This is a genomic window from Acinetobacter sp. WCHA45, assembly GCF_002165255.2.
GTDB lineage: Bacteria > Pseudomonadota > Gammaproteobacteria > Pseudomonadales > Moraxellaceae > Acinetobacter.
This window is the reverse complement of record NZ_CP028561.1, coordinates 2,307,307-2,332,792: the sequence shown is the minus strand read 5'-3', so window position 1 is coordinate 2,332,792 and position 25,486 is coordinate 2,307,307. Positions and strand designations below refer to the sequence as shown.

General features: G+C 34.7%; 22 protein-coding genes and 2 pseudogenes. 16 read left to right on the top strand and 8 right to left on the bottom strand.

Annotated features, from left to right (window positions below):
- Position 1: 1 nt before the first annotated feature.
- On the bottom strand, positions 2 to 928 hold the full coding sequence (locus tag CDG55_RS12625) for a hypothetical protein (protein ID WP_017395852.1): 927 nt from the start codon (positions 926 to 928) through the stop codon (positions 2 to 4).
- Positions 929 to 1,093: 165 nt separating this feature from the next.
- Here CDG55_RS12625 and CDG55_RS12620 point away from each other — a divergent pair, with 165 nt between their 5' ends.
- Entirely contained in the window at positions 1,094 to 2,725 is a 1,632-nt protein-coding gene (locus tag CDG55_RS12620; protein WP_031995666.1) for a hypothetical protein, read from the top strand.
- 393 nt (positions 2,726 to 3,118) lie between these two features.
- A complete protein-coding gene (locus CDG55_RS12615) occupies positions 3,119 to 4,063 on the top strand; it encodes a YagK/YfjJ domain-containing protein (RefSeq protein WP_031995668.1) in 945 nt (314 codons plus the stop codon).
- A gap of 153 nt (positions 4,064 to 4,216) precedes the next feature.
- Here CDG55_RS12615 and CDG55_RS12610 read toward each other — a convergent pair whose 3' ends face one another.
- The 3 genes and pseudogenes from CDG55_RS12610 to CDG55_RS12600 form a co-directional block, all read right to left on the bottom strand.
- Positions 4,217 to 5,140, bottom strand: a complete 924-nt coding sequence (locus tag CDG55_RS12610) for a hypothetical protein (protein ID WP_005146791.1) — start codon at positions 5,138 to 5,140, stop codon at positions 4,217 to 4,219.
- A gap of 9 nt (positions 5,141 to 5,149) precedes the next feature.
- Positions 5,150 to 5,869: a hypothetical protein gene (locus CDG55_RS12605; protein WP_017394884.1), complete on the bottom strand. Its 720-nt coding sequence runs from the start codon at positions 5,867 to 5,869 to the stop codon at positions 5,150 to 5,152.
- Between the two features lie 102 nt (positions 5,870 to 5,971).
- Positions 5,972 to 6,379, bottom strand: a pseudogene (locus CDG55_RS12600) (integrase core domain-containing protein); the annotation flags it as partial.
- On the opposite strand from CDG55_RS12600, the pseudogene CDG55_RS15530 reads away from it, so the two are divergent.
- Positions 6,376 to 6,620 (top strand): annotated as a pseudogene (locus CDG55_RS15530) (hypothetical protein); the annotation flags it as partial. The pseudogenes CDG55_RS12600 and CDG55_RS15530 sit on opposite strands and share 4 nt — an antisense overlap.
- A gap of 67 nt (positions 6,621 to 6,687) precedes the next feature.
- On the opposite strand, the gene CDG55_RS12590 reads toward CDG55_RS15530, so the two are convergent.
- The 4 genes from CDG55_RS12590 to CDG55_RS12580 are packed head-to-tail and all read right to left on the bottom strand — an operon-like array spanning position 6,688 to position 7,970.
- Positions 6,688 to 7,344: a hypothetical protein gene (locus CDG55_RS12590; RefSeq protein ID WP_017394885.1), complete on the bottom strand. Its 657-nt coding sequence runs from the start codon at positions 7,342 to 7,344 to the stop codon at positions 6,688 to 6,690.
- A 12-nt stretch (positions 7,345 to 7,356) separates the two neighbouring features.
- Positions 7,357 to 7,584, bottom strand: coding sequence for a hypothetical protein (locus tag CDG55_RS12585; protein WP_017394886.1), 228 nt, complete (start codon positions 7,582 to 7,584; stop codon positions 7,357 to 7,359).
- Complete coding sequence (locus CDG55_RS15595) at positions 7,585 to 7,713, bottom strand: hypothetical protein (RefSeq protein ID WP_002045493.1); 129 nt, start codon at positions 7,711 to 7,713, stop codon at positions 7,585 to 7,587.
- A gap of 2 nt (positions 7,714 to 7,715) precedes the next feature.
- On the bottom strand, positions 7,716 to 7,970 hold the full coding sequence (locus CDG55_RS12580; RefSeq protein ID WP_031995669.1) for a hypothetical protein: 255 nt from the start codon (positions 7,968 to 7,970) through the stop codon (positions 7,716 to 7,718).
- A 630-nt stretch (positions 7,971 to 8,600) separates the two neighbouring features.
- Here CDG55_RS12580 and CDG55_RS12570 point away from each other — a divergent pair.
- From CDG55_RS12570 to CDG55_RS12510, 13 genes are all read left to right on the top strand, one after another.
- Positions 8,601 to 10,625, top strand: a complete 2,025-nt coding sequence (locus CDG55_RS12570; protein WP_087536364.1) for a DUF262 domain-containing protein — start codon at positions 8,601 to 8,603, stop codon at positions 10,623 to 10,625.
- A 46-nt stretch (positions 10,626 to 10,671) separates the two neighbouring features.
- A protein-coding gene (locus CDG55_RS12565; RefSeq protein WP_100222603.1) for an IS4-like element ISAba33 family transposase occupies positions 10,672 to 11,762 on the top strand; the annotation gives its coding sequence in 2 pieces (ribosomal slippage) (positions 10,672 to 11,212 and positions 11,212 to 11,762; 1,092 coding nt in all).
- A gap of 221 nt (positions 11,763 to 11,983) precedes the next feature.
- Positions 11,984 to 12,400, top strand: a complete 417-nt coding sequence (locus tag CDG55_RS12560; protein WP_005002354.1) for a hypothetical protein — start codon at positions 11,984 to 11,986, stop codon at positions 12,398 to 12,400.
- Between the two features lie 202 nt (positions 12,401 to 12,602).
- On the top strand, positions 12,603 to 12,902 hold the full coding sequence (locus tag CDG55_RS12555) for a hypothetical protein (protein WP_026070451.1): 300 nt from the start codon (positions 12,603 to 12,605) through the stop codon (positions 12,900 to 12,902).
- 58 nt (positions 12,903 to 12,960) lie between these two features.
- Entirely contained in the window at positions 12,961 to 14,004 is a 1,044-nt protein-coding gene (locus CDG55_RS12550) for a DUF932 domain-containing protein (RefSeq protein WP_087537304.1), read from the top strand.
- Positions 14,005 to 14,172: 168 nt separating this feature from the next.
- On the top strand, positions 14,173 to 15,213 hold the full coding sequence (locus CDG55_RS12545; RefSeq protein WP_032056210.1) for a YqaJ viral recombinase family protein: 1,041 nt from the start codon (positions 14,173 to 14,175) through the stop codon (positions 15,211 to 15,213).
- Positions 15,214 to 15,397: 184 nt separating this feature from the next.
- Positions 15,398 to 16,327, top strand: coding sequence for a hypothetical protein (locus CDG55_RS12540; RefSeq protein WP_032056208.1), 930 nt, complete (start codon positions 15,398 to 15,400; stop codon positions 16,325 to 16,327).
- Positions 16,328 to 16,391: 64 nt separating this feature from the next.
- Complete coding sequence (locus CDG55_RS12535) at positions 16,392 to 16,568, top strand: AlpA family phage regulatory protein (protein ID WP_081404026.1); 177 nt, start codon at positions 16,392 to 16,394, stop codon at positions 16,566 to 16,568.
- Positions 16,569 to 16,703: 135 nt separating this feature from the next.
- On the top strand, positions 16,704 to 17,930 hold the full coding sequence (locus CDG55_RS12530) for an ABC-three component system protein (RefSeq protein WP_032056206.1): 1,227 nt from the start codon (positions 16,704 to 16,706) through the stop codon (positions 17,928 to 17,930).
- The gene (locus CDG55_RS12525; protein WP_032056204.1) at positions 17,923 to 18,603 is read left to right on the top strand and encodes an ABC-three component system middle component 1; all 681 of its coding nucleotides are present in this window, start codon (positions 17,923 to 17,925) and stop codon (positions 18,601 to 18,603) included. The genes CDG55_RS12530 and CDG55_RS12525 overlap by 8 nt, the downstream gene beginning before the upstream one ends.
- A complete protein-coding gene (locus tag CDG55_RS12520) occupies positions 18,560 to 20,899 on the top strand; it encodes an AAA family ATPase (RefSeq protein ID WP_032056202.1) in 2,340 nt (779 codons plus the stop codon). The genes CDG55_RS12525 and CDG55_RS12520 overlap by 44 nt, the downstream gene beginning before the upstream one ends.
- Before the next feature lie 136 nt (positions 20,900 to 21,035).
- Positions 21,036 to 22,787 (top strand): site-specific DNA-methyltransferase, encoded by a 1,752-nt coding sequence (locus CDG55_RS12515; RefSeq protein WP_087537303.1) that lies wholly within the window; start codon positions 21,036 to 21,038, stop codon positions 22,785 to 22,787.
- 3 nt (positions 22,788 to 22,790) lie between these two features.
- A complete protein-coding gene (locus CDG55_RS12510; protein ID WP_087537302.1) occupies positions 22,791 to 25,478 on the top strand; it encodes a DEAD/DEAH box helicase family protein in 2,688 nt (895 codons plus the stop codon).
- The last annotated feature ends 8 nt before the right edge of the window (positions 25,479 to 25,486 follow it).

The window sequence follows — 25,486 nt, the reverse complement described above, 5'->3', positions numbered from 1 at the left end:
CTTATTTGTTGGTGAATGGTTTTATTGGGTTTGTAAGGTACTTTGGCACAGCTCTCTGTTTGTTATCAGTTTTTTCTTCTATGTCATTATGACTAATTTCCCCTTGTTTAGTAAATCCTGAAGGTCGTGGATAAATAAGTGGGTAATCGTTTTCGGAAATAGGCGCAAGAGTTGTATGAAGGGGATTTGTGGTTTCTGATTTGAGTTCCTGTGTCGCTTTTATGCGGAGAAGGTTGTTATTAAAATCAGATTGTAAATTTGATTTTATTATCCTGCGAGAGTTCTCCTTTCCTTCGTCACTTTGAGAAGCATAAATTTGGTCAAGGTCATCTTCATTCGGAAATTGGTTTTCTAGGACTTCCAATTTTTGCTGGGTTGAAACCCATTGGCTGAATAAGTAATCCTGAATTTTCTGATTGAGTGCATGTGCTGTCTCAAGCTCTAATTTGTGCTTACTATTTAGATATGCTTCAAAATCTCGCAGTTTTTGAATTTGTTCCTGTAATTTATTAATTTGAATTTGTTGCTTTAATTTGTCTTCATCAAAACTATTAATGACATGTTCAAGTGTCCCTGAAGCACTGCTATGTTCAAGCTTTTTTTTGATTTGTTCAAGCTTGGATGTTGAGCTTTTACTTATTCTTGCCTGAATACGGCTTTTGTGCTGTTTAGAGGTTTGGTGCTTGTGCTCCCTAAATTTTTTACGAATGGTTTCATAGAAATCTTTAGATGCGGCGACAAATTCTTTTGTCGAAAGTATGGCTTGTTCTTGATCATAACCGAATAGGATTTGGGGTTGGGATATAGACACTGTAAATTGTTTTGGGATTAATTTGCTCCATGCATCTTTATTTTTTTGGATGAAATCTTCCTTAGCTTTACTGTCTTTCTTCATCCAATTTTCAAAATGTTCGTATGGTCTTGTCATGATGAGCATTTCTTATGAAATTAATAACAGGAATAATGTTAACTTATTAGCAAATTAATGTTAACTATAATGTTAAATTAATATTTACTAAATTTTAATAGTTGCGTATTTGAGTTTTATCATCCATATTTGTGAAATTACAAGTGGGTAGTGTTCGATAGATTCATGGAAGATAGATTTTTACTTTTTTTACTTGCTCATGAATTTTCTCCTATTACTTTGAGCCCAACAGCACGATGGTTGTTACTCCAAATAATTCAAATGTATGGAGGGCAAGAATTTTGTTTAACGACTGCAATGACTGCAAAGGAATTTGTATTTCATGAAAAAAAATTGCAGACCACGCTGAATGAATTACAAGAGCATCAAACTATCATTCAAAGAACTGATGATAAATCTGGCAAAGCATTTGTAAAATTAGATATTGAAATGTTTAGTGTTAGGGGAAGTTTAAAGACCACAAGTCATTTTGATATTGAGCGTTGGTTCACTAAGTTGATGAATCATGACCTTCCGCTTAAGGCATTATTTTTTCATCTTGTTGATACAAGACTACATGACTTTTATGTACATCACTTACAACATGTTAAACCGATATTATCTGGAAAAATCGATTTCAAAACAGCATTAGTGTTAATGGTATTGATTAGACATAGTAATCAATTTGGTATCACCAATAAATGTGGAATTCATAAGTTAAAGCATAAAACGGGATTGTCGAAAGATGCGATATTCAGATGTATAAAAAAATTAAAACAACAAGGGATAGTCCGTACCAGAGTGGATGGCACGCAATCTAGTGCGATCGTTCGTGTAAGTAATCCTTTTTTTGTGCTGAATTTGTCACATGAGATATGGGGGGATAAGGCTAGATATGGTTGCTTTTTCATTATCAAATATCCGCAACCACATTCCTTTGAAGTCCAAAAAATTGGTCGTTTGATCCAGTTATTTGAAAAGTATAAGACAGATATAAAAACAGACCATCATATAGCATTCGCTTCTTTGATTAAAAAAATCCCGACTCAATTGAGTGACCACTTATGTCATCGCGCAATACCTAAGAACGATGATCAACCAAAATTGAGCCAAGAAGATCTGGTTTCAAATTTGTTGAATCTATATGTAGCGATAAATGAAGATGTCTGGTTGAAAGAATTTGTAAGTTATGTTGAAACTGAAACCCAGTCGCTTCAACTAAATGGTGACTTGTCTTCATGTGCATTGTTTCAATGTTATTTAGAGCAGTGGTGTACTGAACTTTCTTATGTGAAAAATCGATATGAACGGTTGTTAGTTGGCTTGGAATTTTTGGATTCAGAGAGCATTCAGAAGCTTGAAAGTACATTGCGACTAAACTCATTTTTATCGTTGCTGGATAGTGATCGGAATAAATCTGTGGATGGCAAAGAATTAAAAAATCTATTTCATCACATCTGGTTGGTTGGTCTTTTGATAACTTTAATTGCAAATAATCAACTTTATCCCTTTCTAGTATTTCAAGATAATCTCAAAAACTTGAAACCTTATAGTATCCTTCCTCGTTCTTCCCAGCAGCAAAATTATAGTTGCATTTTTATGGTTGATCCAACCTTGCAGGCAAATCAGTTTTTTCTGTTAGACAACACAAATGATGTTCAATTCGAGTCTCAGAAGCAAACAATTAAGGAGAGGATTTTAAGTTTTGATAATTCACCTAGCCTGCAACAATTAAAGGATTTTGGACTCCTCCCTAAGGAGAGTATGTCCATAGATCATCTTGTATTTATTGAAAAAAGTAGTGTAACTTTAGCCTAAGTATATTTCGATACATCTTTGGATACATCGATGATAAGCGTCATATGGTTGAAGACTTTATTGGAACTACTGGGTGGGGCGCTTAGCAGGTAATATATATTATTAACTATAAGTAATATATAGGTAATATATTAAACATAAACAATATCTTATCTAGTTAGGTGAGTACTGTGATTCACTTAGCTCGGTATAGCCCATACTCAAATGGGCTATACATCATGTATCAATGACACAGTGTTAAAATATTCAGAACTAACCCTATAGTATGTTCCAACGTCTATGAACCTATTCAGCTAAGCAGGATGACTACAACATCCTGCTACAGAATCAAGATCAGTAAAATTTTACATCTCTCTCTTAGATATGAACCTTATGTTTCGAGAGAGAATCCAAATGTACCAGAATATTCAATATGATCAGCTTTACCATGAATCAGAAGTACTGGCAGGAGTAGATCATTTTATTCAAGAAGTTTGCTTAGGTAGTTATGATCTATATCTTGAAAACCTGATGATAGACCTACAAAAATTAGTTCAGTCATTTAAGCCAATCTATAACGCTAATTTTTTCTATTGCAATACAGTGCTGATATTTATTGAGGTGGTGAACATCGTTGATCATACACTCAGCCTAATGCCACAGGCAGACTATGATTGTATAGTCTGCTTTGATGAGATGACCATCTGGCATATTTTGACTTACATCCAGTCATTATCAGGCTGTGTAAAACAGCAACTGATCGATTTTCAACAACGTGAATTAAAGAATCAGCAAAGCCTATTCGACTATACATCCTCATTGATCAATCATTATGCAAGACTATTAGTTGTACGTGTGGATTTATCCATTCTTCAGGAATATCAAGCCTTATACAACATTCAGGCATTTAACAAAGCATTAGACACTTTGCTTCGTCGAATCGCAGATCAGGATACTTGCTTTAGTGCTTTGCAGGGTTATGCATGGGCATTAGAGCATGGTGTTAGCAAAGGCTACCATTGTCATCTCTTACTTATGTACGATGGGAATGTACATCGAAGTGGTTTTGAAATGGGGCAGTGGGTAGGTGAGTGTTGGGAGCAGATCACGCATGGCTGTGGTTATATTTTTAACTGTAACCATCCTGACTATATGGCGATCTATGAATCGATGGGAACTTTAGGCATTGGAATGATTCATCGTCATGATGAAAAGAAGATTAATAATTTTCTGAATTACGTAGTTCCTTATCTAGTGAATGGAGAAAAAGAACAACAACATCCTCGAGTGAAGGCTTCACCCTATATGCGTAGTTTTGGTAAAGGTGTGATCGATTCGAAAAACCGAAGAGGTTTATAAATATTAGATTTTTAATAGAGAACACGGCTAATAGCATGTTCTCTATGTTGTGCAATCTGATACCAAAATGACAAAAATCTGTAACCATTATAGTTTCAAGTACCTGATTACAACGGTAGCAGAGTAAATAGAAAACGGTGGAGCTACTATAGCTTAAAATTCTTTAGAGTCAGTTTGTGATTTTATATAAGTGATTCTTTCTTTCGCAGGCTTTTCAAGTAACTCTACATGTATTGAATATTGGAACAAGTTTTTTGCAGGTAGCCTGATTTTCTCAAAAAATGGAACTTGATCTTGCTTTATCCGAAACTCTTTCAGACCATTGTTAATCTCATTGAGATAATTGCGGTACTGACTAAACAAGCCTAAATATTGGCTATGGCTATTTTCAATCAAAACTTGAGAAAACTCATTTTGATTTAGTCGATGTGAAAGAATAAATTCTAGATGCATTCCAATGGGTAGTATTTCCATCATTTGTTGGATAAATTGCATAATTAGCTCAACATGTTGCTGTGAACTAATTTTTTGAGTTTGTACTAAATTTAGTAGGTTTCCAATAAAGGAGATTAAATGATTTTTAAGCTGTATAGAGGATGACAAAGTATTATTGGCTAACTGATTAACATCTGTAAGTGGGGTTCTGTTGTCTAGTAGTAATTTAAAGGTCTGTAATAAAGCTAAATACTCGCTCGCTTTGTCTGTATAAAATAAAATGTTTTGTTCTATGATATCCTGAGAAACCTTCAAGACGCACTGTTTTACAGCCTCAATTTTTTTACTTAAAATTTGAGTTTGGATAACCATTGCTACCATTAACGTCGCAGTAGAAATAGCTTGAGCTGCAACAATTGTGGTTTGCAATGTTGATTGCAAAGAGCCTAATCCTTGAACAAAAGTTTCAACACCTACAGAACTGACTTCTTTTAAAGGAATATGTTGAATAATGCCTACATGTTCGAGCCCCTTTTTCCAGTAGGCAACGCCATCTCTAAAAATCACCTGGTCATTTGCTATAGCTTCTAAAAGCTCTTTTGAAAATTTTTCAATGTCGTAACTAAATACTTTATCTAACATGCTGATACCTTAGAACTCATTGTAGTTATTTTTATTTTCTTCATGCTTAATCCTCATCATCGCAACAATACAGGCAGCAGGTATCGTAACGCGATAAGCTGGAGCTGTAATATCTTTTGCAGTTAAAGGTAATGTTGCGGCTGCAACGAATGGATTTACCTTAATAAAATTTTTAGCCATATTTAATCCAGCTAAAAGTCCACCAGCTGTACCTGAAGCGGTTCCACCTCCAAGACTATTTTTAATCGTTTTAAGAGGGCTTTCTTTAATTGAGGTTAGTCCTAAGTATCCTTTTTCTTTCAATTTTTTATTGATGAAGTCCAGCTCATTAAGTTGAGTGATTCGACCAAAAAGGGTTCTTAGTACTTTTTCTTCAAGAAGACTGATATCAGAAGTATCTTTATGGAAATCTACACCTGTTTTTTTTGCAACATCTTCTAGTAGTTCACGATATAAAACCCCTTTTCCTCTGACAAGGTTGACTACTGTATCTCCGCCAAATAGTTGAATTTCAGCAGCAATTGCTTTCCAGCTATTTTTATATAAATCGTCTTCAGTTGAGTACATGCTCATGTTTTTAACAAGTGTGCTTTTAAGCCCCCCTGTCCATTGTTCTGTACCTTCACTATCAGCGATTAAAGTGTTTGATAATAACTTAAGATCTTGAAAATCAGAATATTGTAGAAATGCTAGATCAGGATCTTCGCGAAATTTTGCTTCTGTTGCCATATGAAGTGTTCTCTTTATTACAAAATTTAAGTAAAGCTATTAGGATGCGCGGTAATACCCCCATTTTAATTGAATTAATGAGTAGAAAAACCAACCCTCTTATCATTGTTTAAAATTAGGTGGGCTACCATTAACTGACATGTGAGATCGCTCATGATTATAAAAGTGCAGACATGCAGTTGTATAGTCTTGAGCCTCGCTTAAATCTATGAATAAATATTGATTCAAACACTCATAACGTACTGTACGATTAAAACGTTCAACATATGCGTTCTGCTGTGGATTACCAGATTGCGTGAATACATGTTCGATACTGTGCTTTTCACACTACTTTTCCATGAGATCATTAATGTATTCTGGGCCATTGTCGGATCTGATTTGCTTGGGCTTTCCTCGCCATGCAATGAGTTGGTCGAGCCCTCTTAGTACCCGTTCAGCAGGTAATGAGAAGTCAATCAATATATCCAATGACTCACGGTTATAATCATCAATGACGTTATGAATAAGATAACCAAGGGAGCTATTTCAACTGTAATCGAAAAGAGAACAAAGAAAAGTTTGCGGTCAATGATTTGCTTGGTATAGGAATGATCCATAGAGATCAACCAAAACAACGTGAGAATGCTTTTCGTGCAGGTATATATTTTGTGAATCCTAAAAAAGTAGACCAACGTTTAGTACCAAGACATCTCTGAATATGAAAACATTTGGAATTAGCCAGTTTGATGTAAATTGGCGAAGAGGCATATAAAGAATAGGTCATTTTGAGAATAGAGAACACTGCTAATACCGTGTTCTCTATTCCATATTTACTAACCTCAAAAAGACAAACTCACATTGCCTTGGTCGGTCATTAATTCAGCTTCAAGTACCTGATCACCACGGCATTTCAACAAGTACGATACCGTAGAACTATAGCTCATTTGTACAGGCATCTTGCTATGAAAGTCAGCGGTGTAATAACCACAACGACCACGGTTAATACTCATACCTTGTAAAACAAAAGGTTGATCATTGGTGGACTGAATTTCTAGAATATATTCAATCGCCCCTTGTACATTAAAAGCAGATTGAGACTCACGACTGGAAATTTGGGCACGAACAGATAACGCAGGTTGCTCCATCTCCATCGGAATATTATTGCTATATTCAGGATTGTTGGGATCAAGATCAGACTCCATCATGGATTTGAGTGCTTCAGGATATTTATCCCAACTCTCAAGAAATGATTGGGCTTGTTTGACCGCAGCAGGGAGATATTCGGTATCATTTTCTACAATCTGAGTTAAGGCTTGTACTTTGGCTTCAACCTCTTCCTTGCTATATGGGGCATATTTAGATTGCTCCTTCTGTGTAGCAGTATTAGATGAGCTGTGTTCAGCTTGATCTGTAGCACTTTGTTGAGCTGGCTGATTGTTTTGACTACAAGCGATTAGTAAAGTTGAAAGTGCTACAGTGGAAAGTATTTTTTTCATGATTGCACTCCGTTATAACTTAGGTCGAATAACAACGAACCAAATGAATAAGAGGATCAAGATACCGCCTACAATTTTACCGATGACTGGAAACATTACAGCAGGCCACACTAAGCCTTGTCCCAAATTGTAGGTAAATGGCTTGTAGTTATACTGTCCCCAAAAGTGTTGATAGATGGCAAAGAAAAAACCAATCACCAAGTAGCTACTAATCACCCATATCTTAATATTTGAATTCATTTACTTTCCCCCAATTGCATATTTTGCCAATGCAATAAAAATTCCCATCACGATCATGAAGCCAATAAATGGCAAACCTAAAAAGCAAATCACGGCGATGACACAGATGATGCCTGCAAGTGTTCTCATGGCTATTCCTTCATGCACTGATAGGAAACGTTGACCATATCCCTTTGAAAGGATTCAGTTTGTTGAAGGGTGTACAGATTATTTTTAAGACCATCCTCTCCATATTTATCTTCAAGTTTGTCGTAGATGCATGAACAGGTACTGCCATCAATACCACCTGTTTTACAACCACTGATAAATTGACGTTCTGTTTTACTGGCACAACCTGAAGCCATCAATGCAATAGAGATGAGCACAAGTAAAGTTTGAATTTTCATCATTTCCCCTAATTTTTTATTGTGTTATTTGATGTGTAATAAATTTTGCTGAATGGACTAACGTGTAGATGCAACAAAACCGTCTAAGGCTAGATAGCGTTCAGATCATTCAAATAAGCAAAAATTTATGAATGCTGCTAATGCAACAAAGGAATAGAAAATCGTTTTAGGGAAAATAATAAAGATAGAAAGTGCTGAGTCATGGCGACTACTCCTTAGGTTTAAGAAGTTCTACCAATTACTGTCAAATAATGGTGGCAGAACGAAAGAGGGTTGACAGACTGAACCTAAGAATCAGCACACCCGAAGGTGTCCCCCTCCCGTTCTACCGCAGAGGGAGCACGAGTACTCACACCAAAAGAAGGGATCTTTTAGTGCACTTAGGAAACGGTCTGTCAAAACCGACTGACGATGTAGGTCAGCAGTCGAATGATAAATTTAAGGGTGGGTTTAGTCAATCAAGCAATATTGGAAAAACAAGTAAAATCAAAGATTGAAGCGTATGAAAAAAAGTTTTTGGTAAAATTCTAAGATGGGTATGGATCTATATTAAATCATTTTAATTGCTATAGAATTGGTACTCATACTTTATGATCATTAAAATGTATATATTTACGTAACGGGGAAAAAATGAAGGGTGAAGCAAAACAATTTCTGAAATTTATTGATGGCTCGGATAAAAGATTTATCATTCCTGTTTACCAGCGTAACTATAGTTGGCAGAACAAACATTGTGCTCAGTTACTTAATGATTTAAAAGGGTTAATTAAAAAGCCTGATGCCCCTCATTTTTTTGGTAGTATTGTTTCAAGCCATATGCAAGGCGGCAAAAGAGAAGATTTTTTAATTATTGATGGGCAACAACGGTTAACGACCATATCAATTTTGTTGATTGCTATTGTGGATTTATTGAAGCATAAAAAAGTTATTCCTAAAGATGATCGTTTAATAGAGAAAATCACCAAAAAACATTTAGTAGATGAGTATCAAGAAGATCAGCGGAAAATAAGATTAAAGCCAATCAAAGATGACTGTAAAGCTTTCGATGCATTGTTTGGTGATGAATCAGATTTTGTTGATGGTTCTAATGTAACGTCAAATTTTAGATATTTTCGAGATAGAATACTGAATGAAAATATCGACATTGATGATTTGTATGATGCCATTTCACGACTACAAACAATTGATATTTTTCTAGAAAAGGATGATGACCCTCAGCTTATTTTTGAAAGTTTGAACTCGACGGGACTTGAGCTTGAGGAAGGAGATAAAATCCGAAATTTCATTTTGATGGGACTTTCCTCTGAATTACAAGAAAAATATTATGAAGCTTTTTGGAACAAAATTGAGAAAAATACCAATTTTAAGGTGAGTGATTTTTTCAAAGATTATTTAACCTTAAAACTAAATCGCACAGTCGTTATTAAAGATATCTATTTTACTTTCAAAGATTATGTGAAAAAGAATAATGATGACATTGAGGCACTATTAAAAGATTTACTAGAGTATTCAAAGCTTTATGCAATCATTTTGAATCCGATGCAATATCAAAACAGTTTTACCGCTGTGTTGGTACGGCTGAGTCAGTTAGAGTTTACCGTTATATTTCCAGTCGTATTGGCAATTCTAAAACGTTGGAATGAAAAAAATCTTACTGATCAAGAGGTCACTGAACTTTTAAGAGTAACGGAAATATTTTTATTTAGACGTTTGATTGTTGGTTTAGCCACTAATGCTTTGTCTAAAATTTTTGCAACTTTAGATAAAGATGTGACTAAGAAAGCACAATCTAGTCAATTGGCATCCTATGCTGAAATTTATAAATATGTGCTGTTAAATAAAGAGGAATCAAGTCGTTTTCCTAATGATGAGGAATTTGAGCAAGCTCTTTTTAGCCGTAACATTTATGCCATGAGTTCGAAAAATAAAGCATATTTATTTAGTTTTCTAGAAAATGAGGAAAGCAAAGAACAAATTAATGTAATTGAAAGAATTAAAGATGGAACATACACCATAGAGCATATCATGCCCCAAACGCTTTCTCCTGTTTGGCAAAAAGAATTGGGTGAAAAATCACAACAGATTCACGAGCAATGGTTGCATACTCTACCAAATTTGACATTAACTGGTTATAACAGCAAATATAGTAATCGACCTTTTAAAGATAAATTAGACGTTGAAAATGGATTTAAAGACAGTAACTTGCGTTTGAATCAATATGTAAGAGAATGTCTAAAATGGACGGAAGATGAGCTGGTTGAAAGACAAAGCCGCCTATCAAAGAAATCACTTAAATTATGGTATTACCCAACAACAAGTTATGCTCCACCTGTAGAGGAAACGAATGAATATTTACTGGAAGATGACTTTGATTTTACAGGATACACTTTAGTATCTTATACCTTGTATGATGTTGAATCTAAAGTACAATCATGGAAAGAAATGCAGATAGATGTCGTAAAATATTTATTAGAACAACACACAACGAAAATTATGAGTTTATGTGCTGATCAAAAGTTTTATGATCTTTCCTTGCTTGAAACGACAAATAATTTTACTGAAATCAGTAGGTCGGTTTTCTTATACACAAATTGTTCAACGAGAACCAAAATAAATATTCTTAAAAAAATACTTTGTACACGACAAAAAAGATAACTCATTGAAATAATGGCATAATACTTGTTTTCTGACGACGAATATGATGACACATTTCAATGAGTTACATCTCATCTTAAACAAATATCTAAAGTGGAACAAGTCACATGTAAAATGTTTTACACTGATTATGATTGCATTAATTGTAAAACAGACATGTAATCTTTCTTCTGCATCTAAAGCCTTACCCATCAAGTGCTTACCACAATCATTTTATCGACGTATACAACGCTTCTTTGCAGGTCAGTATTTTGATTATCGTCAAATTTCTCAGTTGATTTTCAATATGTTTTCATTCGACAAAGTGCAACTGACTTTAGATAGAACCAATTGGAAATGGGGAAAACGAGATATCAATATCTTGATGTTAGCCATCGTCTATCGTGGAATAGCGATACCTATTGTTTGGACATTGCTCAATAAACGTGGAAATTCAGATACAAAAGAGCGTATTGCTTTGATTCAACGCTTTATCTCTATTTTTGGTAAAGACCGTATTGTGAATGTGTTCGCAGACAGAGAATTTATCGGTGAGAAATGGTTTACATGGTTAATTGAAAATGACATCAACTTCTGTATACGTGTTAAAAAAACTTTATTGTGACCAATCACTTAGCCAGGAATCATAAAATTAGTGATTTATTTCGTCATCTTCAAGTTGGTCAAACTGAATGTCGTAAACGACGTATTTGGGTTGGTCGAGTGAAACTGTATATTAGTGCGCTACGATTAGAAGATGGGGAACTTTTACTTGTTGTTTCTCCTATGTTTAATGCTTCTGCTATTCGTGATTATGCATTACGCTGGGAAATCGAAACCTTATTTAGTTGTCTCAAAGGACGTGGATTCAATCTTGAAAATACTCGTTTAACAGACCCTGGACGAGTCAAGAAATTGATAGCAGTGCTAGCTATCGGTTTCTGTTGGTGCTATTTAACAGGTGAATGGCAACATGATCGAAAAAAAGCGATAAAAATAAAGAAGCATGGACGACTTTCAGTAAGTTTATTTCGCTACGGTTTGGACTATGTTCAAATGGCTATTCTACGTTTGATTGGTTTTGGAAAAAAAGAAGAATTTAAGAAAGTGCTCGCAATTTTAAGAAAGAAAAAGCCTGATAGGACAAGGGCCCTATGAAATTTGTCGTGTACAGAGAAAAAAATATTTGAGCAGTGTGATGTTGAGCAATCTGAATTAAGTTTCTTAATAAAAAAAGATAGCAATACTTAAATTTGTAGGCTTCTTTTTTAAAGTGGAATTTATTGAAATTCCACTTTATATTTTCTTGATAATTCTTATGATTCGTTGTTTTATAAACCGTTTTCTAAATGAAATTTATTTTGAATGAGTATTGCCTTATGGGAATTGTAGATGAGTTCAAGAAATTTAATGCGGAACTTAAAAATCCTAATTGGTCTGTATCTTCCATTAGTTCTAATAACGAACTCATAGTTAGCTTGTGGGGTCATAAACCATTACTCTTTAAGCATCCAACTGAAAGAAAGCAACTATACCGTGATCGAATAGATAGGTGGTCTGGAAATGGATGTAATGAGTTTAAAAAAAACCTTGATCTTGCTTTTAAAGAAAAATTAAAGATAAGACCGATCATATCAATGCTGAATGATTCAAGTGATTTTCAACATATCTTAGACGGCAAGGATGGTAGTAAATATTCTAAAAAATTCAATGCAAAAAAAGATTGGATTGGTGAACTAACTGTTTGGGATGGTATCAATTTCGAAATTGAATTTAGATTGGATGATAAAAGATAGTTGGTACGTGAAAACTGGATGAAGGAATATTGCTAATTGAATAATGAAATAGTCCTAAAAGTTTTAGGATGATTCCAAATAATTTCAGATACATAACATCCTAATGAGAATCATGAAGCTCTTTTGAGATCACATGAAAATATGACAACAAAGCCTGCCATCGAGCAGGCTTTTTTATGCCTAAAATTTAAGGAGTCGAGCCATGAGCTTGAGCTGTCCCTTTTGTCATTCAACGAATGTGATATTGGTTGAAGTAAGTACACAACAACCAAATACAACTTTATCCAGTCTGGTTACACCCACCACATTAGGTGCATTGGGAACCACAGTCGCAAAGTCTTTTAATCTACCGCCGATTGTTGGTGGAATCGCAGGAACGTTTTTGGGAAGTATGTTGGGCAGTGTGTTGAATTCATTCACAGAACCAAGCACACCATCACAACAGAATTTGTGCTTCTGCCACAACTGCTACCAAAAGTTTCCAACCCATTTATTGCACTAAAGATTATTTGTATCAACACAGATTCAAATTTCATTTTTAAATTAAAAGGAATAAAACGATGGCACATCAACTTGAACAAATGGCGTATGTCGGTGAAACCCCTTGGCATGGACTCGGCAATCAACTGACACAAAACCAACCGATTGACGTCTGGGCACAACAAGCAGGCATGGATTGGCGCATTGAATCCTCCAATGTCAGTTATATGGCACAGAATGAACGAGGGCAAAGTATCATCTTGCCTTATGGAGAACAGCGAGTGCTTTATCGTTCAGATACTCATGCACCACTATCAGTCGTCAGCCAACGCTTTCAAGAAGTTCAGCCTTTAGAGATTTTAGAGTTCTATCGGGATCTAACCGAGCAATCAGGTTTTGAACTTGAAACCGCAGGCGTACTCAAAGGTGGCAAGAAATTCTGGGCATTGGCACGGACAGGACAAACATCCATGTTAAAGGGCAAAGATGTCAGTAATGGCTATATGCTCTTGGCAACAGCATGTGACGGAACCCTTGCCACCACTGCACAATTTACCTCCATTCGTGTGGTGTGTAACAACACTCTAGCCATTGCACTAAAAGGTCAGAACAGCAGTGCAGGTGTGGTTAAAGTTCCACACAGTACTAAATTTGATGCAGATAAGGTCAAACAGCAATTGGGTATTTCAGTACGTGCATGGGAGGAACATATGTATGAAATGAAGCAACTGACACAACGTAAAGTGAGTCAGATGGAAGCATCCGCTTACTTTGATGCCGTGTTCAATAACAGCACAATGAACAATGTGGTGGATCAGGAGGACAACATCATCCAGTTCTACCGTGATGTAGCCTTACAAGCACAAGCCAATGGCAAGGAAAAATCTGAACCGAATGCGAAATCGATGAGTCGAACTATGGAAATGTTTAATGGTCAAGGACGAGGTGCAGAGCTAAGTTCAGCCAAAGGAACAGCCTATGGATTGCTGTGTTCAATCACAGAATTTATAGACCACGAACGACGTGCCATGAGTACCGATCACCGACTTGATTCAGCTTGGTTTGGTGCTGGCGCATCGATCAAACAACGAGGATTGGAACAGGCACTTAATATGCTTTCATAGTGCGGAATATACATTTTTCAATCATGGAAAGTTAGACCTAACTAAGCATTTTTAAATGGAATTTAGAATTTTAAAAATTATTAAAACCATAGCTTCGGCTGTGGTTTTTTTATGCCCATTTTTTGTGATCCCCATCATTTTACATAGCAAAATAATCAGGACTCCAATATGAATACCGCAATTTTAAATCCATCCATTCAACAGGCAAGTACTCCATTTATTGCCCCAAAATTATTCACAGCCAAACGCTTGGTTAACACAAAGAATATGACTCAGGCAGAATGGCTTGAAGTCAGACGTCAAGGTATTGGTAGTAGTGATTGTGCCGCAGCGTGTGGACTCAATCCCTATATGTCGATGCTTGAACTGTGGATGATCAAAACAGGACGAGTCAAACAATCCATTGAAGATGAAAGTGCAGGACATGCACCTTTATATTGGGGCAAACAGCTTGAACCTTTGGTCGCTGAATACTACAGCATGCATACCAATAACAAGGTACGCAGAATCAATGCAGTGCTTCAGCATCCAGATCCTGATAAGCATTTTATGCTTGCCAATCTGGATTACTCCGTTGTGGGTAGTGATGAAGTTCAAATTCTGGAATGCAAAACCGCAGGGGAATATGGAGCAAAGTTATGGCGAGATGGTGTGCCTTTATACGTATTGTGTCAGGTGCAACATCAACTCGCTGTAACAGGCAAAAAGGCAGCGCATATTTGTGTGCTGATCTGTGGTCATGAAACCAAAATCTTCAAAGTGACGCGCTCCGAATCCGTGATCAAACATATCATCAATGCGGAACGTTACTTCTGGGATTGTGTGGAAAAAGATATACCACCTGATGCAGATGCCAGTGAGTCGGCAGCCAAAGCCATACAGCAGCTCTATCCGCAACATATTCCATTAACTGTTGAAGACTTGAGTCATAACGAACAAGCCAATCAATTGTTTGCTCAACTGATTCAAGAAAAGCATCACATTGAGCAGCATCAAAATAACTTTGATGAAACTAAGCATCAAATCCAGATGTTGATGAAGGATGCTGAACGAGCCACCTTTGCCACTGGTTCAGTGACGTGGAAAAGAGCGAAAGACTCTATCGGCTTAGATACGAAGGCTCTACTGAAACTTCATCCTGAATTGATTGAGCAATTCCCTCAAAACAAAGTCGGGACACGACGTTTTCAGATCTATACCGATGACTGAATCCATCACATCAATATTTCCAGTCTTCAAAAAAGCGCAAAAAACCACCCCCGACCTACCGACTCCCGAAGGAGCGGTAGGCCAACAATGGCGGTCTTTGCATTTCATCTGATCTTTAAACGGTTTTGTATTTGCTTACATAACAAAGGGTCAACAGTAAAATTTTATTTAGAGGAAAAATATCATGATTAAAGGTTTAGCGATTACACCACCGATCCTTGGACGTATCAGTATTGGTAAAGTCGTTGAAAAGAACGGTAAACGACTGCCTGAAAAGGACGACCAATTTACCATTACCAGTCAAATTCAAAGCAAGGAAGGGTGGATTAAGCATCCGCTTGATGAGCAATTACGCAGTAAAGCACCAAATCAAAAACTCCGTACCATTCCAGTACGGATGATCTTCAATGATCCTGACCTAAATCTAAGGGCTGAGTACAGCTTATTTGATAGACAAACAGGACGGCCTATCTGTGTCGGCAATGGAGAAACTTGTCAACGACTGACCAATCAAGGTGTAGAGCAGCACCCATGCCCTTCACCAGACTTATGCTCATTGGCACAAGGAGGAAACTGCAAGCTCTATGGACGTTTACATGTCAATTTGGATGAAAGTGATGAACTCGGTACATTCATTTTTAGAACCACAGGTTTTAACAGTATCCGCACTTTGGCAGCACGGTTAAATTATTACCATGCAGCATCGAATGGTTTACTGTCATGTCTACCGTTACAACTGACCCTAAGAGGTAAGTCCACCATGCAAAGTTATCGAACTCCTGTGTATTACGTGGATTTGACACTCAAGGAGGGAGTCAGCCTGCAACAAGCGATTCAGACAGCTAAAGAGATTGATCAACAAAGCAAAGCGATGGGTTTTAATCAAATTGCATTAGATCAAATGGCGAGACAATGCTTTGCCATTGCACGGTTTGAGGTGAATTCTGAGGAAGGATTCGATTTAGTAGAGGAGTATTATACGGATAATGTTGTTGAATCTGAGCAAGTACAGCCTGACACAAAAGCCAAGGTGAAGTCTAAATTTAATCAGGAGAAGGCTTTTGTGCAGGACATTCAGCAGGGGTTGCAGGGGAGTGTAAGGGCTGTGAATTAGTTCATTTTCTAAATTTAGTTTTGATAATTGTTGGAGAAATAAAACGTATTTATCAGATGATTAGATATTTCACATAAACCAAATCATTAGGATTAAAGAAGTCATTGCAGTTACGGGTATTAGCCGTTTAGTTATATATGAAAAACTTAATCCTCAATCTAAGTGTTACGATTCAACATTTCCCAAGCCAATTAAGTTGAGTGTGAATTGTGTTGGTTGGTCGGCACTTGAGGTAAATTAATGGATTGAGCGAAGGTTAGCAAGTCGATAGTTCGGGGGCGAAAGCTCCCAAATTTGAAGTAGTTTAGTTTTTTGCAAAAAAATAGATTTCATGTATATTGGAAAGAAATAAAATTTATAAATAATAGGGTTTTATATGACAGAGGAGCTGCCTGACAGTGCAATATCATCTTGGGGAGGCTTCGTCTATCAAGGAAAGATAGCACTTTTTCATTCTATTAAGCTTCTATTGGATGAAAGCTTCGAGGGGAAAGAAGTCAAGAAATTTGCTTTACAGTTGGATAGTACTGATGACTTTGCCATTTATTCGGATGGTATTGCAATATCGGTTCATCAAGTTAAGGCTAAGGCATCTCCTTATAGATCTGCATTTGAAAAAGCACTAAATAAGTCATCAAAAATATGTATAGATTGTTGTCCTAATACAAAAAGATACTTCCATATCGCTAATGAAATTGATGATTCTAGTGATTATGAAAATGAGAAAAAAGCAATAGTTGAATTTTATAAATATGATGAAGATTCTTATTGTAAATTAGATCGAATTGAGAGAGTAATTAAAGAAAAAATAGAAGAATATTTGAATAAGAATTCTTTGGAAAACTCTTTGCTACTTGTAGAGCAGAAATATCATTATTTATCAGAAATGATCACTTCAAAAGTTATTGAAATTCATTCCTTGATCCATCAGGGAACAAGTCAGAATAGAGCGGCTTATGAAAATACAATTGAAAGTGATTTAATTTTAGAAATTTTAATTACAGACTTTAATTTAGTACAGGATCTTCCATATGAGATGAGAAGATTGCGAAATCTTTTTGCTGATACTTTGGAAAATTATGTATGTGAGAGTAATGAATATTTTACAATACAACAAATAGGCTTATTTAATGATGTTTTTAAGCATATTTATAAAATGGATGATGCCGAGTTAGAATATATAAAACAATCTATCCGCCTATCATCTTCTGATCAAATAAGGAATGATGATGTAAGTACTTATGCTGAAATCATTACCGATATCTCAGCTAATATTGTATTAGTTGACCTTCCTCATTATTCTAAAGATTCAAAAAAATACTTACCTACAGCCTTGAAGTTGCAAGATAGACGTGCTGAATCATTTAAAACTAAATTGATAGAACAACTTCGTAGTAATAATTTATTAGTAAAAATTTTATATGAGTATAATATTTTAATATCAGGTAGTGAGGTTCACAAAAATATTGAAATTAATGCTTATAATGACAGTGTGACACGAATCACTATCGATGAAAATAAAGCGGAAAATCATATATTGAAAGAGCTTCCTGTAAAAGTAATTTGTACACCTACAGCACAGGGCGAGTTAAATAATGCTTAAAAAAATTATGCACGAAGCTGTGATTGATTCAGGATTTATTTTGGAAAAATCGTTAGATAATACAGATTTTTTCATTAAAGAAAATGGTGAAGCTCAAAGGTACTTGATTGTACATGTCTTAGATCAATTATTATCTGTTGAAAGTATTCATGATCTCATTAATGAATCTCTTCCTGAAACATTGCAAAAACATCCTGCTTTTAAAAAAAATTGTGATTTAATTCTTATTTATAAAGTTATTTTTTTAAATGATTTTAATGAAATAGAAGAACAAGTTTTAGAAATAGAAGAAAACCCTTTTTACTTCAAAAAATATTTTTTTTATTATTCAGATGCTGAAGAAAAACTGCTTCTTGGAAAAAGTTATGAGGATTTTAAGAGTCAAATTAAGAAAATGGATGAGTTTGATGAGTACAAAAAAGATCCTCTAAAACCTTCATTCCATAGTTTGGTTACAAGACTGTTTATTAAATTTCCATTTCTAGAAATTCCAAAATTTAGTAAATCATTTCAAAATCTGTTTGATAGTGTAAGTGAAAAAGTAAATGCTGAAAATTTAGTCAAAACCTATGATTTGATTGGAAAATATGAAGCAGATAGTATTGATGAAGTTATAGCGGAGTTATTAAGTGAAGAATTGGAAAATATCAAAGCTTCAGATTCAAGCATTTAAAGCATTTACAAAGATAGAATTTGATTTCAATAAGTCTTCATTGATTACTTTAGAAGGTCCAAATGGGTATGGAAAAACATCTACTTTTGATGCTATTGAATTGTTGTTTACAGGAAAAATATCTAGAATATCAGATCTTTATAAGCTTGTGATGGTTGAGACAAAAAAGAAGTTCAAAGATAATCTATATTGGAACAAAAAAAGTGGTGAGGTTGATTTAAAAATTAAAGTAGAGTTGATGAATGATCATGATGATGAAAAACTTTTTTTTGTTAGAATGGGGTTTGTCAATGATTTAAAAGTCGAAATTAATAATAAAGCTAATAATTTTGATATTTTTAGTTTATATAAATTAGATGATTTTAACTCTGAATCTACTGAGAATAAGTTAGAAAATAATTTTTTTGAACAGTTTTTTGGTGAAAGTTTTTGTTCTAACTATTCAATGTTAAATTATTTACACCAAGGTCAAAGTCAATTTGTTTTTTCGAAAAAAATCACTGATCGTAAGAAGGCTTTGGAAGAACTAATAAAAACAACTGAAATAAAGAAACGTATTGATATTTGTAATAAAGTCGAAAGTAAATTAACAAAACAGGAAAAAGCACAAAAGGTAGAAATTGATGAGATAGATGCTAAGTTAAAAAATATCTTGGAAAAAAATATTTCTGAAAATGAATATGATGTTATATATAAAAAAATATCTACACAAAGAACATCTCCAAAATGGGATGATGAAGAAATTTTTTTACAAGAGGCTGATGTAAATTATAATAATTTTATAAAAGAAATTGATCTATTAATAGAGTGTTGTAAAAGAAAAGAAGATATACGCATAAGAAATCAAAATTCAGCTATTGAAAAATTTATCATTGATAATGATAGTTCTTTGTTGCTGCTTGTATCTATAGGTAAGCATATAAGTAATTTTGATAATCTTCAATTGATTAATAGAAGACTCTTAGAGGTTGATCAAGTTTTATTGATATTGGATAAGGATTTTAATGCTATTTCTCAAGAGGAAATTACAAAATTAAGTTCTTTAGGGGTGGTTATTTCAGATAAACTTAAAGAAAATATTATTGAGAAAGATAATAAATTAGCATTGCTCTCAGAAAAAAAAGCGAAGTTATTAGAACTTAATAAAATGCGAGAGGATTTATTTGAAAAACATAGACAAAGTTTTGGTGAGGATGGAACTATATGTGCTTTATGTGGGGTAGATTGGGGAAGTGTAGAAAAACTTATTGAAAATATAAGGGTGATTTCAGATTTATATTCAAAAGAAATCGGAAGTTCAACAGAAGATTTAAGTAAGGTCTATCTGATTATTTCTTCTGAGTTAAAGTTGATTAAAGAGTTGTATATAAAAGAAAAAGATGCTTTTTTAAAAGATTTTAATATTAGTTTGTTCACCAAATTAAATATAAGCCAAAACTTTTTTAAAACCTTGAACGGTTTGAGTTCTCGTCTTGAGAAAATGGCAATAAGTTATTCTTCTGAATATACAGATGATGATATTGAGTTGGAAATTAGAAAAGATAAAATTATTTCTAATTTAAGAGGTTTTAAAAAAATAGAAGGAGATGTTCTACCTGTAGGGTGGGAGGAAGCTATAAGTGTAACTTTTGAGAAACATAAAGATTTCTATGACTTACTGGAAGATGATTTAAATCATAAGAAAAACTATGTAAATAAAAAGTTTAAAGACTTTAAGGATTTTGAACTTCAGCAGACGAAAAAAATGTTAAAGGAAAAGAGTGATTTATATAATGCAAACTTAAATGCAAAAGCTAAAATAATTAGGTTGAAAAAAATACTAATTGAAACTGAACGTGATTACTCTTCAAGAATTATCGCTAATATTGAATTAATATTTCATATCTATAGTGGGCGCTTAATACAAAATTATCAACGTGGTCTAGGACTGTTTATAGACTATGCAGAAGGGCAGCAAATTCGCTTCTGTACTGCGGAAAGTTCTGACCATGATGCGACACTAGCAATGAGTTCTGGTCAATTGGCTGCATTGAGTCTAGCTTTTTTCTTATCGTTAAATCGCGTTTATTCCGAGAACTCTTTAGTTTTAATTGATGATCCAGTGCAATCCTTAGATGAAATCAATATTGCCTCTTTAACTGACTTATTACGTTGTGAGTTAAAAGATAGACAGTTAATCATTTCCTCACACGAAGATGATATTTCTAGATATATGAGATATCGCTTTGAACGGGCTGGTTTATCTCAAGTATCGATTCATATGCAGAGCCATAATACGGATAGTTTAATTCAATGAAACTAAAAAGACTAAATTGAATAGCACGTCAGAGGTTGTCACACTTATGATAAGGAGTGAGTAAAAGCCTAGGGCTGAGTCTTTTTTAAATGGTAATCTATGCAAATTGCGGAATTTATGTTTTTGGAAGTACTTAATGCCTACGTTAAATTGGATAGGAAAAGAAGCTGTTGAAAAGCATCATAAGGATGTTCCTTATCGACTACTTGAGCCTGTAGTTGAGCTTTCATGTGGGGAAGAGCAAAGTGGTAACCTAATTGTTCAGGGAGATAACCTTCACGCTTTGAAAGCACTCTTACCGCGTTATGCTGGAAAGGTTAAATGTATTTATATTGATCCACCTTATAATACTGGTAATGAAAAATGGGCCTATAATGACAATGTAAATAGTCCAGAAATACGTAAGTGGTTAGGAGAAACGGTAGGTAAAGAAGGTGAAACATTAGATAGACATGACCGTTGGTTATGTATGATGTATCCACGTTTAATATTACTAAAACAGTTTCTAACTGATGATGGTGTGATTTTTATTTCTATTGATGATAATGAGCTTCATAATTTAAGACTTCTAATGAATGAAATTTTTGAAGAAAGAAATTTCATCGCAAATATTATTTGGAAGAAAAAAACTAATGGTAATAATGTCGGTCATATACCCGCTGTACATGATTATATAGTCACCTATGCGAAAAATGAATCATCACTGAAATTGTTTGAAGTACAACAAAGTGATGAATACATTAAAAGTTCATACTCTAATCCCGATAATGATTCGCGTGGCCCATGGACTACTTCTGATTTGTCAGCAAATCATAAAGGCCCATATTTCGAAATTACTAATCCAGTTACGGGTGAAAAATTTTTCCCACCAAAGGGACGTTACTGGGTTTTTAATGAAGATGAAGTAAATAAGCGTATTCAAGAAGGTCGTATAATTTTTGGAAAATCTGGAACTGCTAGACCAGTGCAACGAGTTTTTCTTTTTGAAAGAGAGACTACGCAAAAGGTAGATACTTGGTTTGATAAGCAAGGTTATAATGCAGATGGAATGAAGACTCTTTCAGATATTTTAGGTGGAAAAGTCTTTGATCATCCTAAGCCTCCAAATCTAATAAAATTTTTACTTAATTTTGCTACTGATAAAAATTCTATAGTTATGGATAGCTTTGCTGGATCGGGTGCTACAGCTCATGCCGTATTACAAAAAAATGAAGAAGATGGCGGGAATAGAAAATTTATTCTAATTGAATTAGATGAAAATAATGCGAAAAATATTACTTCGAAAAGGGTGAGAAAAGTTATTCATGGCTATGATTTTAAAGGAAAATTAAAGAAAACACTTTCTTCTCATAAATTGAACTTTCAGGCCCTAAAAAAAGCTAATACTATTTTGGAAGATTTTGAAAAGCTCAAAGCTCAATATTCGCAAGAATTTAATAAAATTAAGAGCGAAGTGAATGATGGATGTTTACAACTAGTGGGTGAAGTCGAAGTTGAGCAAAAGATGCCTCCTCTCCCAGGAGACTTTCTTTATTGTACTCTCTCGGTAGACCCATTGTTCGAAGCAAATGGCCATATACGTTCAAATGTATCATTCTCAGAGTTGGCTGAGTTTGTATGGTTTTGTGAAACAGGTACGGGCTATACAGGAAAAGCGGACTCTCCTTTACTGGGAATCTATGAAGGTCGTGCAATTTATCTACTTTATAATGGAATTTTAAAAGATCTTACCGAACAAGGTGGCAATATTCTTACAAAGCAAGTATTTGATGTCCTTCCGAAGTTTGAAGGAGTTAAAGTGATTTATGCGGCTGCTAATCGTTTAGGGGGCAATGCTAAACGTGAAAATATTGTATTTAAACAAACACCATATGCTTTAGAGGTTTAAGCTATGACTGCGTATATTGCTAAAGAATATCAAGATCAAGTATTAGACAGTGTAAAAGCGTATTTTCAAGTCTGTCATGAGTTTGCAAACGCATCTACGGCCTTTTATGTGACTACAGAACGATTGTGGGGTAAGGGGCAAGCCTATAATGCATTAAATGGGTTTAATAGTGAGATGCCTTATTTTTGTTTACGTGTGCCGACGGGTGGGGGAAAGACATGGTTGGCAAGTAAAAGTGTAGCATTAATAAATAAACATTTTTTGAGAGTAGCTCAAAGTATCATCTTGTGGTTAGTTCCAAGTAAGACGATACGTGAACAAACTATTACTGCTTTAAAAAATAAACAGCATCCATATTCATCAGCATTACGTGAAGCAGGTGAAGTCACAGTCATGGATATTGAAGAAGCAAAAAGCATTACTCGTTCAACGCTTTTAACTTCAACAGTTGTTATAGTTGCTACACGCCAAGCTTTTCAAGTAGAAGAAGAAGAAAGTAGAAAAGTTTATCAAAATAATGGTGCGCTAATGCATCATTTTGAGCATCTAACAGAGGAACAAAAGTCAGAATTATTAACAGAGGGAGAAGGGAGTGATCTAATAGTTCCAAATTCTTTAGCTAACGTTCTTAGATTACATCGCCCTTTTATTATTGTTGATGAAGCACATAATAGTCGTACTGAACTTGCTTTTGATATGTTAGCTCGTTTTAAGCCAAGTGGCATTATGGAGCTTACAGCAACACCAGACACAGTGAGAACTCCAACCAATGTTTTACATAGCGTCTCTGCTGCTGAATTAAAAGCAGAACAAATGATTAAATTGCCGATTGTTTTAGAAACAGAATCAAATTGGCAACAATGCTTAGCATATGCGATTCATAAAAGAGAGTCTTTAGAACATATAGCGTTAGAAGAACAGAGACAGGGTTTTGAATATCTGAGACCGATAGTACTTATTCAGGCTGAAGCAAAAAGTAAAGTTCGTGAAACATTGGATATTTATGCTGTACTTAATGAACTAGAAAATAATCAGAATATTCCAAGAGAGCAGATCGCTCTTGCTACAGGAGATGAGAAAGAACTTGAAGAAATTACAGCAAAATATCCTAAAGGAATTTTAGATAAGGCTTGTAAAATTAAGTATGTAATTACTCAAAAAGCTTTAGCTGAGGGTTGGGATTGCCCATTTGCTTATATTTTAGTGAGTATGGCTTCTGTGCAATCAAGTACAGCAGTTGAGCAATTATTAGGGCGTATTCTTAGACAGCCAAATGCATCACATAGACAGAGTGAACAGTTAAATCAATCTTATGCTTATGTTGTATCAAAAAGTTTTTCTGACACAGCTGAAACTTTGAGAGATAGCCTAGTTGAAGGGGCTGGTTTTGATACTAAAGAAGCGGCTGAATTTGTTAAAGCAGGTACGGGTGAGCAAGCTCGTTTGGACTTTGGAAATTCTAAAATTATTGTGAAACCAATAACAATTCCGTTACCTGAAAAGCCAGATTTAAAGTCTGTTACACCTACGGTAAAAAAGAAAGTAGAATGGAATAATAAAACCAATGAATTGACGATTATTACCCCGTTGACTAAAGAAGAGACTGTGGAACTAACGAAAACTGTTTCACAACTAGAGTCAGTGCAGCAGATTGAGAAAGGGGCCGAGATTAGCCGTCAATCTATCGAATATTTTCAGACACCTGCGGAATTGGGTAAAGAGTTTAAAGTCCCACTACTAGCATTATCGGTTCAGGGCGAGCTTCAATTATTTGATGATCCAGAAGTTCTTGAATATCCTTGGAATTTAACAACAGTAGATGCAAAAGTTTTGCATGATGATATTTCAATTTTAAATTCAGCTTATGCTTCAAATGATTTTGGAACTTTAGATATTGATGAGACTAAAGGCAAGGTAAAAGTTACTTTTCTTCCAAAACTTCAGAGAGATTTAGGTTTGGTGTATAAACCTGAAAATTGGGATGAAGTCAAATTAGCAACTTGGTTATGTAAGAATATCTTAGAAGAATCGTTAACTCATGAGGCTAAACGAAATTTTGTTCTTGCGTGGCTAAATGATTTGTTAAGTAAAGATGATTTTGATTTGGCTCGAACAAATACTCAGAAATATATAATTCGTCAGTTGATTGAAAAAAGAATTAATATTTTACGAAAGGAAGCTGTTAATGATGCTTACCAAAATTTCTTATTTGGCAATGATGAGTTTCATCAAATAACAGTCTCAAACGAACAAGAATATCAGTTTAATTTCCATCCAAATGTTTATGCACCTTCTCGCGATGATAATGGTGAATACGGATATTATGCATTTAACAAACATTACTATGGCCGTATTGGGGCTTTTGATAGTGGTGAAGAGTTTGCTTGTGCATGTTGGTTGGATCAGCAAGCAGTTAAAGGAAATATTGAGTTTTGGGTGAGAAACTTAGTTCGTAAAGAAGGCTGTTCTTTTTACTTGCAAAAGGGAAATGGTCGCTTCTATCCAGATTTTATATGTAAACTACCTAATGGAAAAATTTTAGTGGTTGAATATAAAGGGGCTGATAAGTGGGAAGCTGCTAAGGATGATCGCCAAATTGGGGAGCTATGGGCTAATTTATCAGAAGGACAATGTAAATTCATTATGATTAAAGATAAGCGCTTCGATCTGATTGAGAGCTTGTTAAGCTAATTTAAGTA

Bases quoted from the DNA above. Each gene is read 5' to 3' on its own strand.
- CDG55_RS12545 (WP_032056210.1), top strand. From the start codon at position 14,173: ATGAATACCGCAATTTTAAATCCATCCATTCAACAGGCAAGTACTCCA.
- CDG55_RS12585 (WP_017394886.1), bottom strand. From the start codon at position 7,584: ATGAATTCAAATATTAAGATATGGGTGATTAGTAGCTACTTGGTGATT.
- CDG55_RS12590 (WP_017394885.1), bottom strand. From the start codon at position 7,344: ATGAAAAAAATACTTTCCACTGTAGCACTTTCAACTTTACTAATCGCT.
- CDG55_RS12510 (WP_087537302.1), top strand. From the start codon at position 22,791: ATGACTGCGTATATTGCTAAAGAATATCAAGATCAAGTATTAGACAGT.
- CDG55_RS12610 (WP_005146791.1), bottom strand. From the start codon at position 5,140: ATGTTAGATAAAGTATTTAGTTACGACATTGAAAAATTTTCAAAAGAG.
- CDG55_RS12605 (WP_017394884.1), bottom strand. From the start codon at position 5,869: ATGGCAACAGAAGCAAAATTTCGCGAAGATCCTGATCTAGCATTTCTA.
- CDG55_RS12570 (WP_087536364.1), top strand. From the start codon at position 8,601: ATGAAGGGTGAAGCAAAACAATTTCTGAAATTTATTGATGGCTCGGAT.
- CDG55_RS12615 (WP_031995668.1), top strand. From the start codon at position 3,119: ATGTACCAGAATATTCAATATGATCAGCTTTACCATGAATCAGAAGTA.
- CDG55_RS12530 (WP_032056206.1), top strand. From the start codon at position 16,704: ATGACAGAGGAGCTGCCTGACAGTGCAATATCATCTTGGGGAGGCTTC.
- CDG55_RS12550 (WP_087537304.1), top strand. From the start codon at position 12,961: ATGGCACATCAACTTGAACAAATGGCGTATGTCGGTGAAACCCCTTGG.
- CDG55_RS12625 (WP_017395852.1), bottom strand. From the start codon at position 928: ATGACAAGACCATACGAACATTTTGAAAATTGGATGAAGAAAGACAGT.
- CDG55_RS12515 (WP_087537303.1), top strand. From the start codon at position 21,036: ATGCCTACGTTAAATTGGATAGGAAAAGAAGCTGTTGAAAAGCATCAT.
- CDG55_RS12525 (WP_032056204.1), top strand. From the start codon at position 17,923: ATGCTTAAAAAAATTATGCACGAAGCTGTGATTGATTCAGGATTTATT.
- CDG55_RS15595 (WP_002045493.1), bottom strand. From the start codon at position 7,713: ATGAGAACACTTGCAGGCATCATCTGTGTCATCGCCGTGATTTGCTTT.
- CDG55_RS12555 (WP_026070451.1), top strand. From the start codon at position 12,603: ATGAGCTTGAGCTGTCCCTTTTGTCATTCAACGAATGTGATATTGGTT.
- CDG55_RS12560 (WP_005002354.1), top strand. From the start codon at position 11,984: ATGGGAATTGTAGATGAGTTCAAGAAATTTAATGCGGAACTTAAAAAT.
- CDG55_RS12620 (WP_031995666.1), top strand. From the start codon at position 1,094: ATGGAAGATAGATTTTTACTTTTTTTACTTGCTCATGAATTTTCTCCT.
- CDG55_RS12540 (WP_032056208.1), top strand. From the start codon at position 15,398: ATGATTAAAGGTTTAGCGATTACACCACCGATCCTTGGACGTATCAGT.
- CDG55_RS12580 (WP_031995669.1), bottom strand. From the start codon at position 7,970: ATGAAAATTCAAACTTTACTTGTGCTCATCTCTATTGCATTGATGGCT.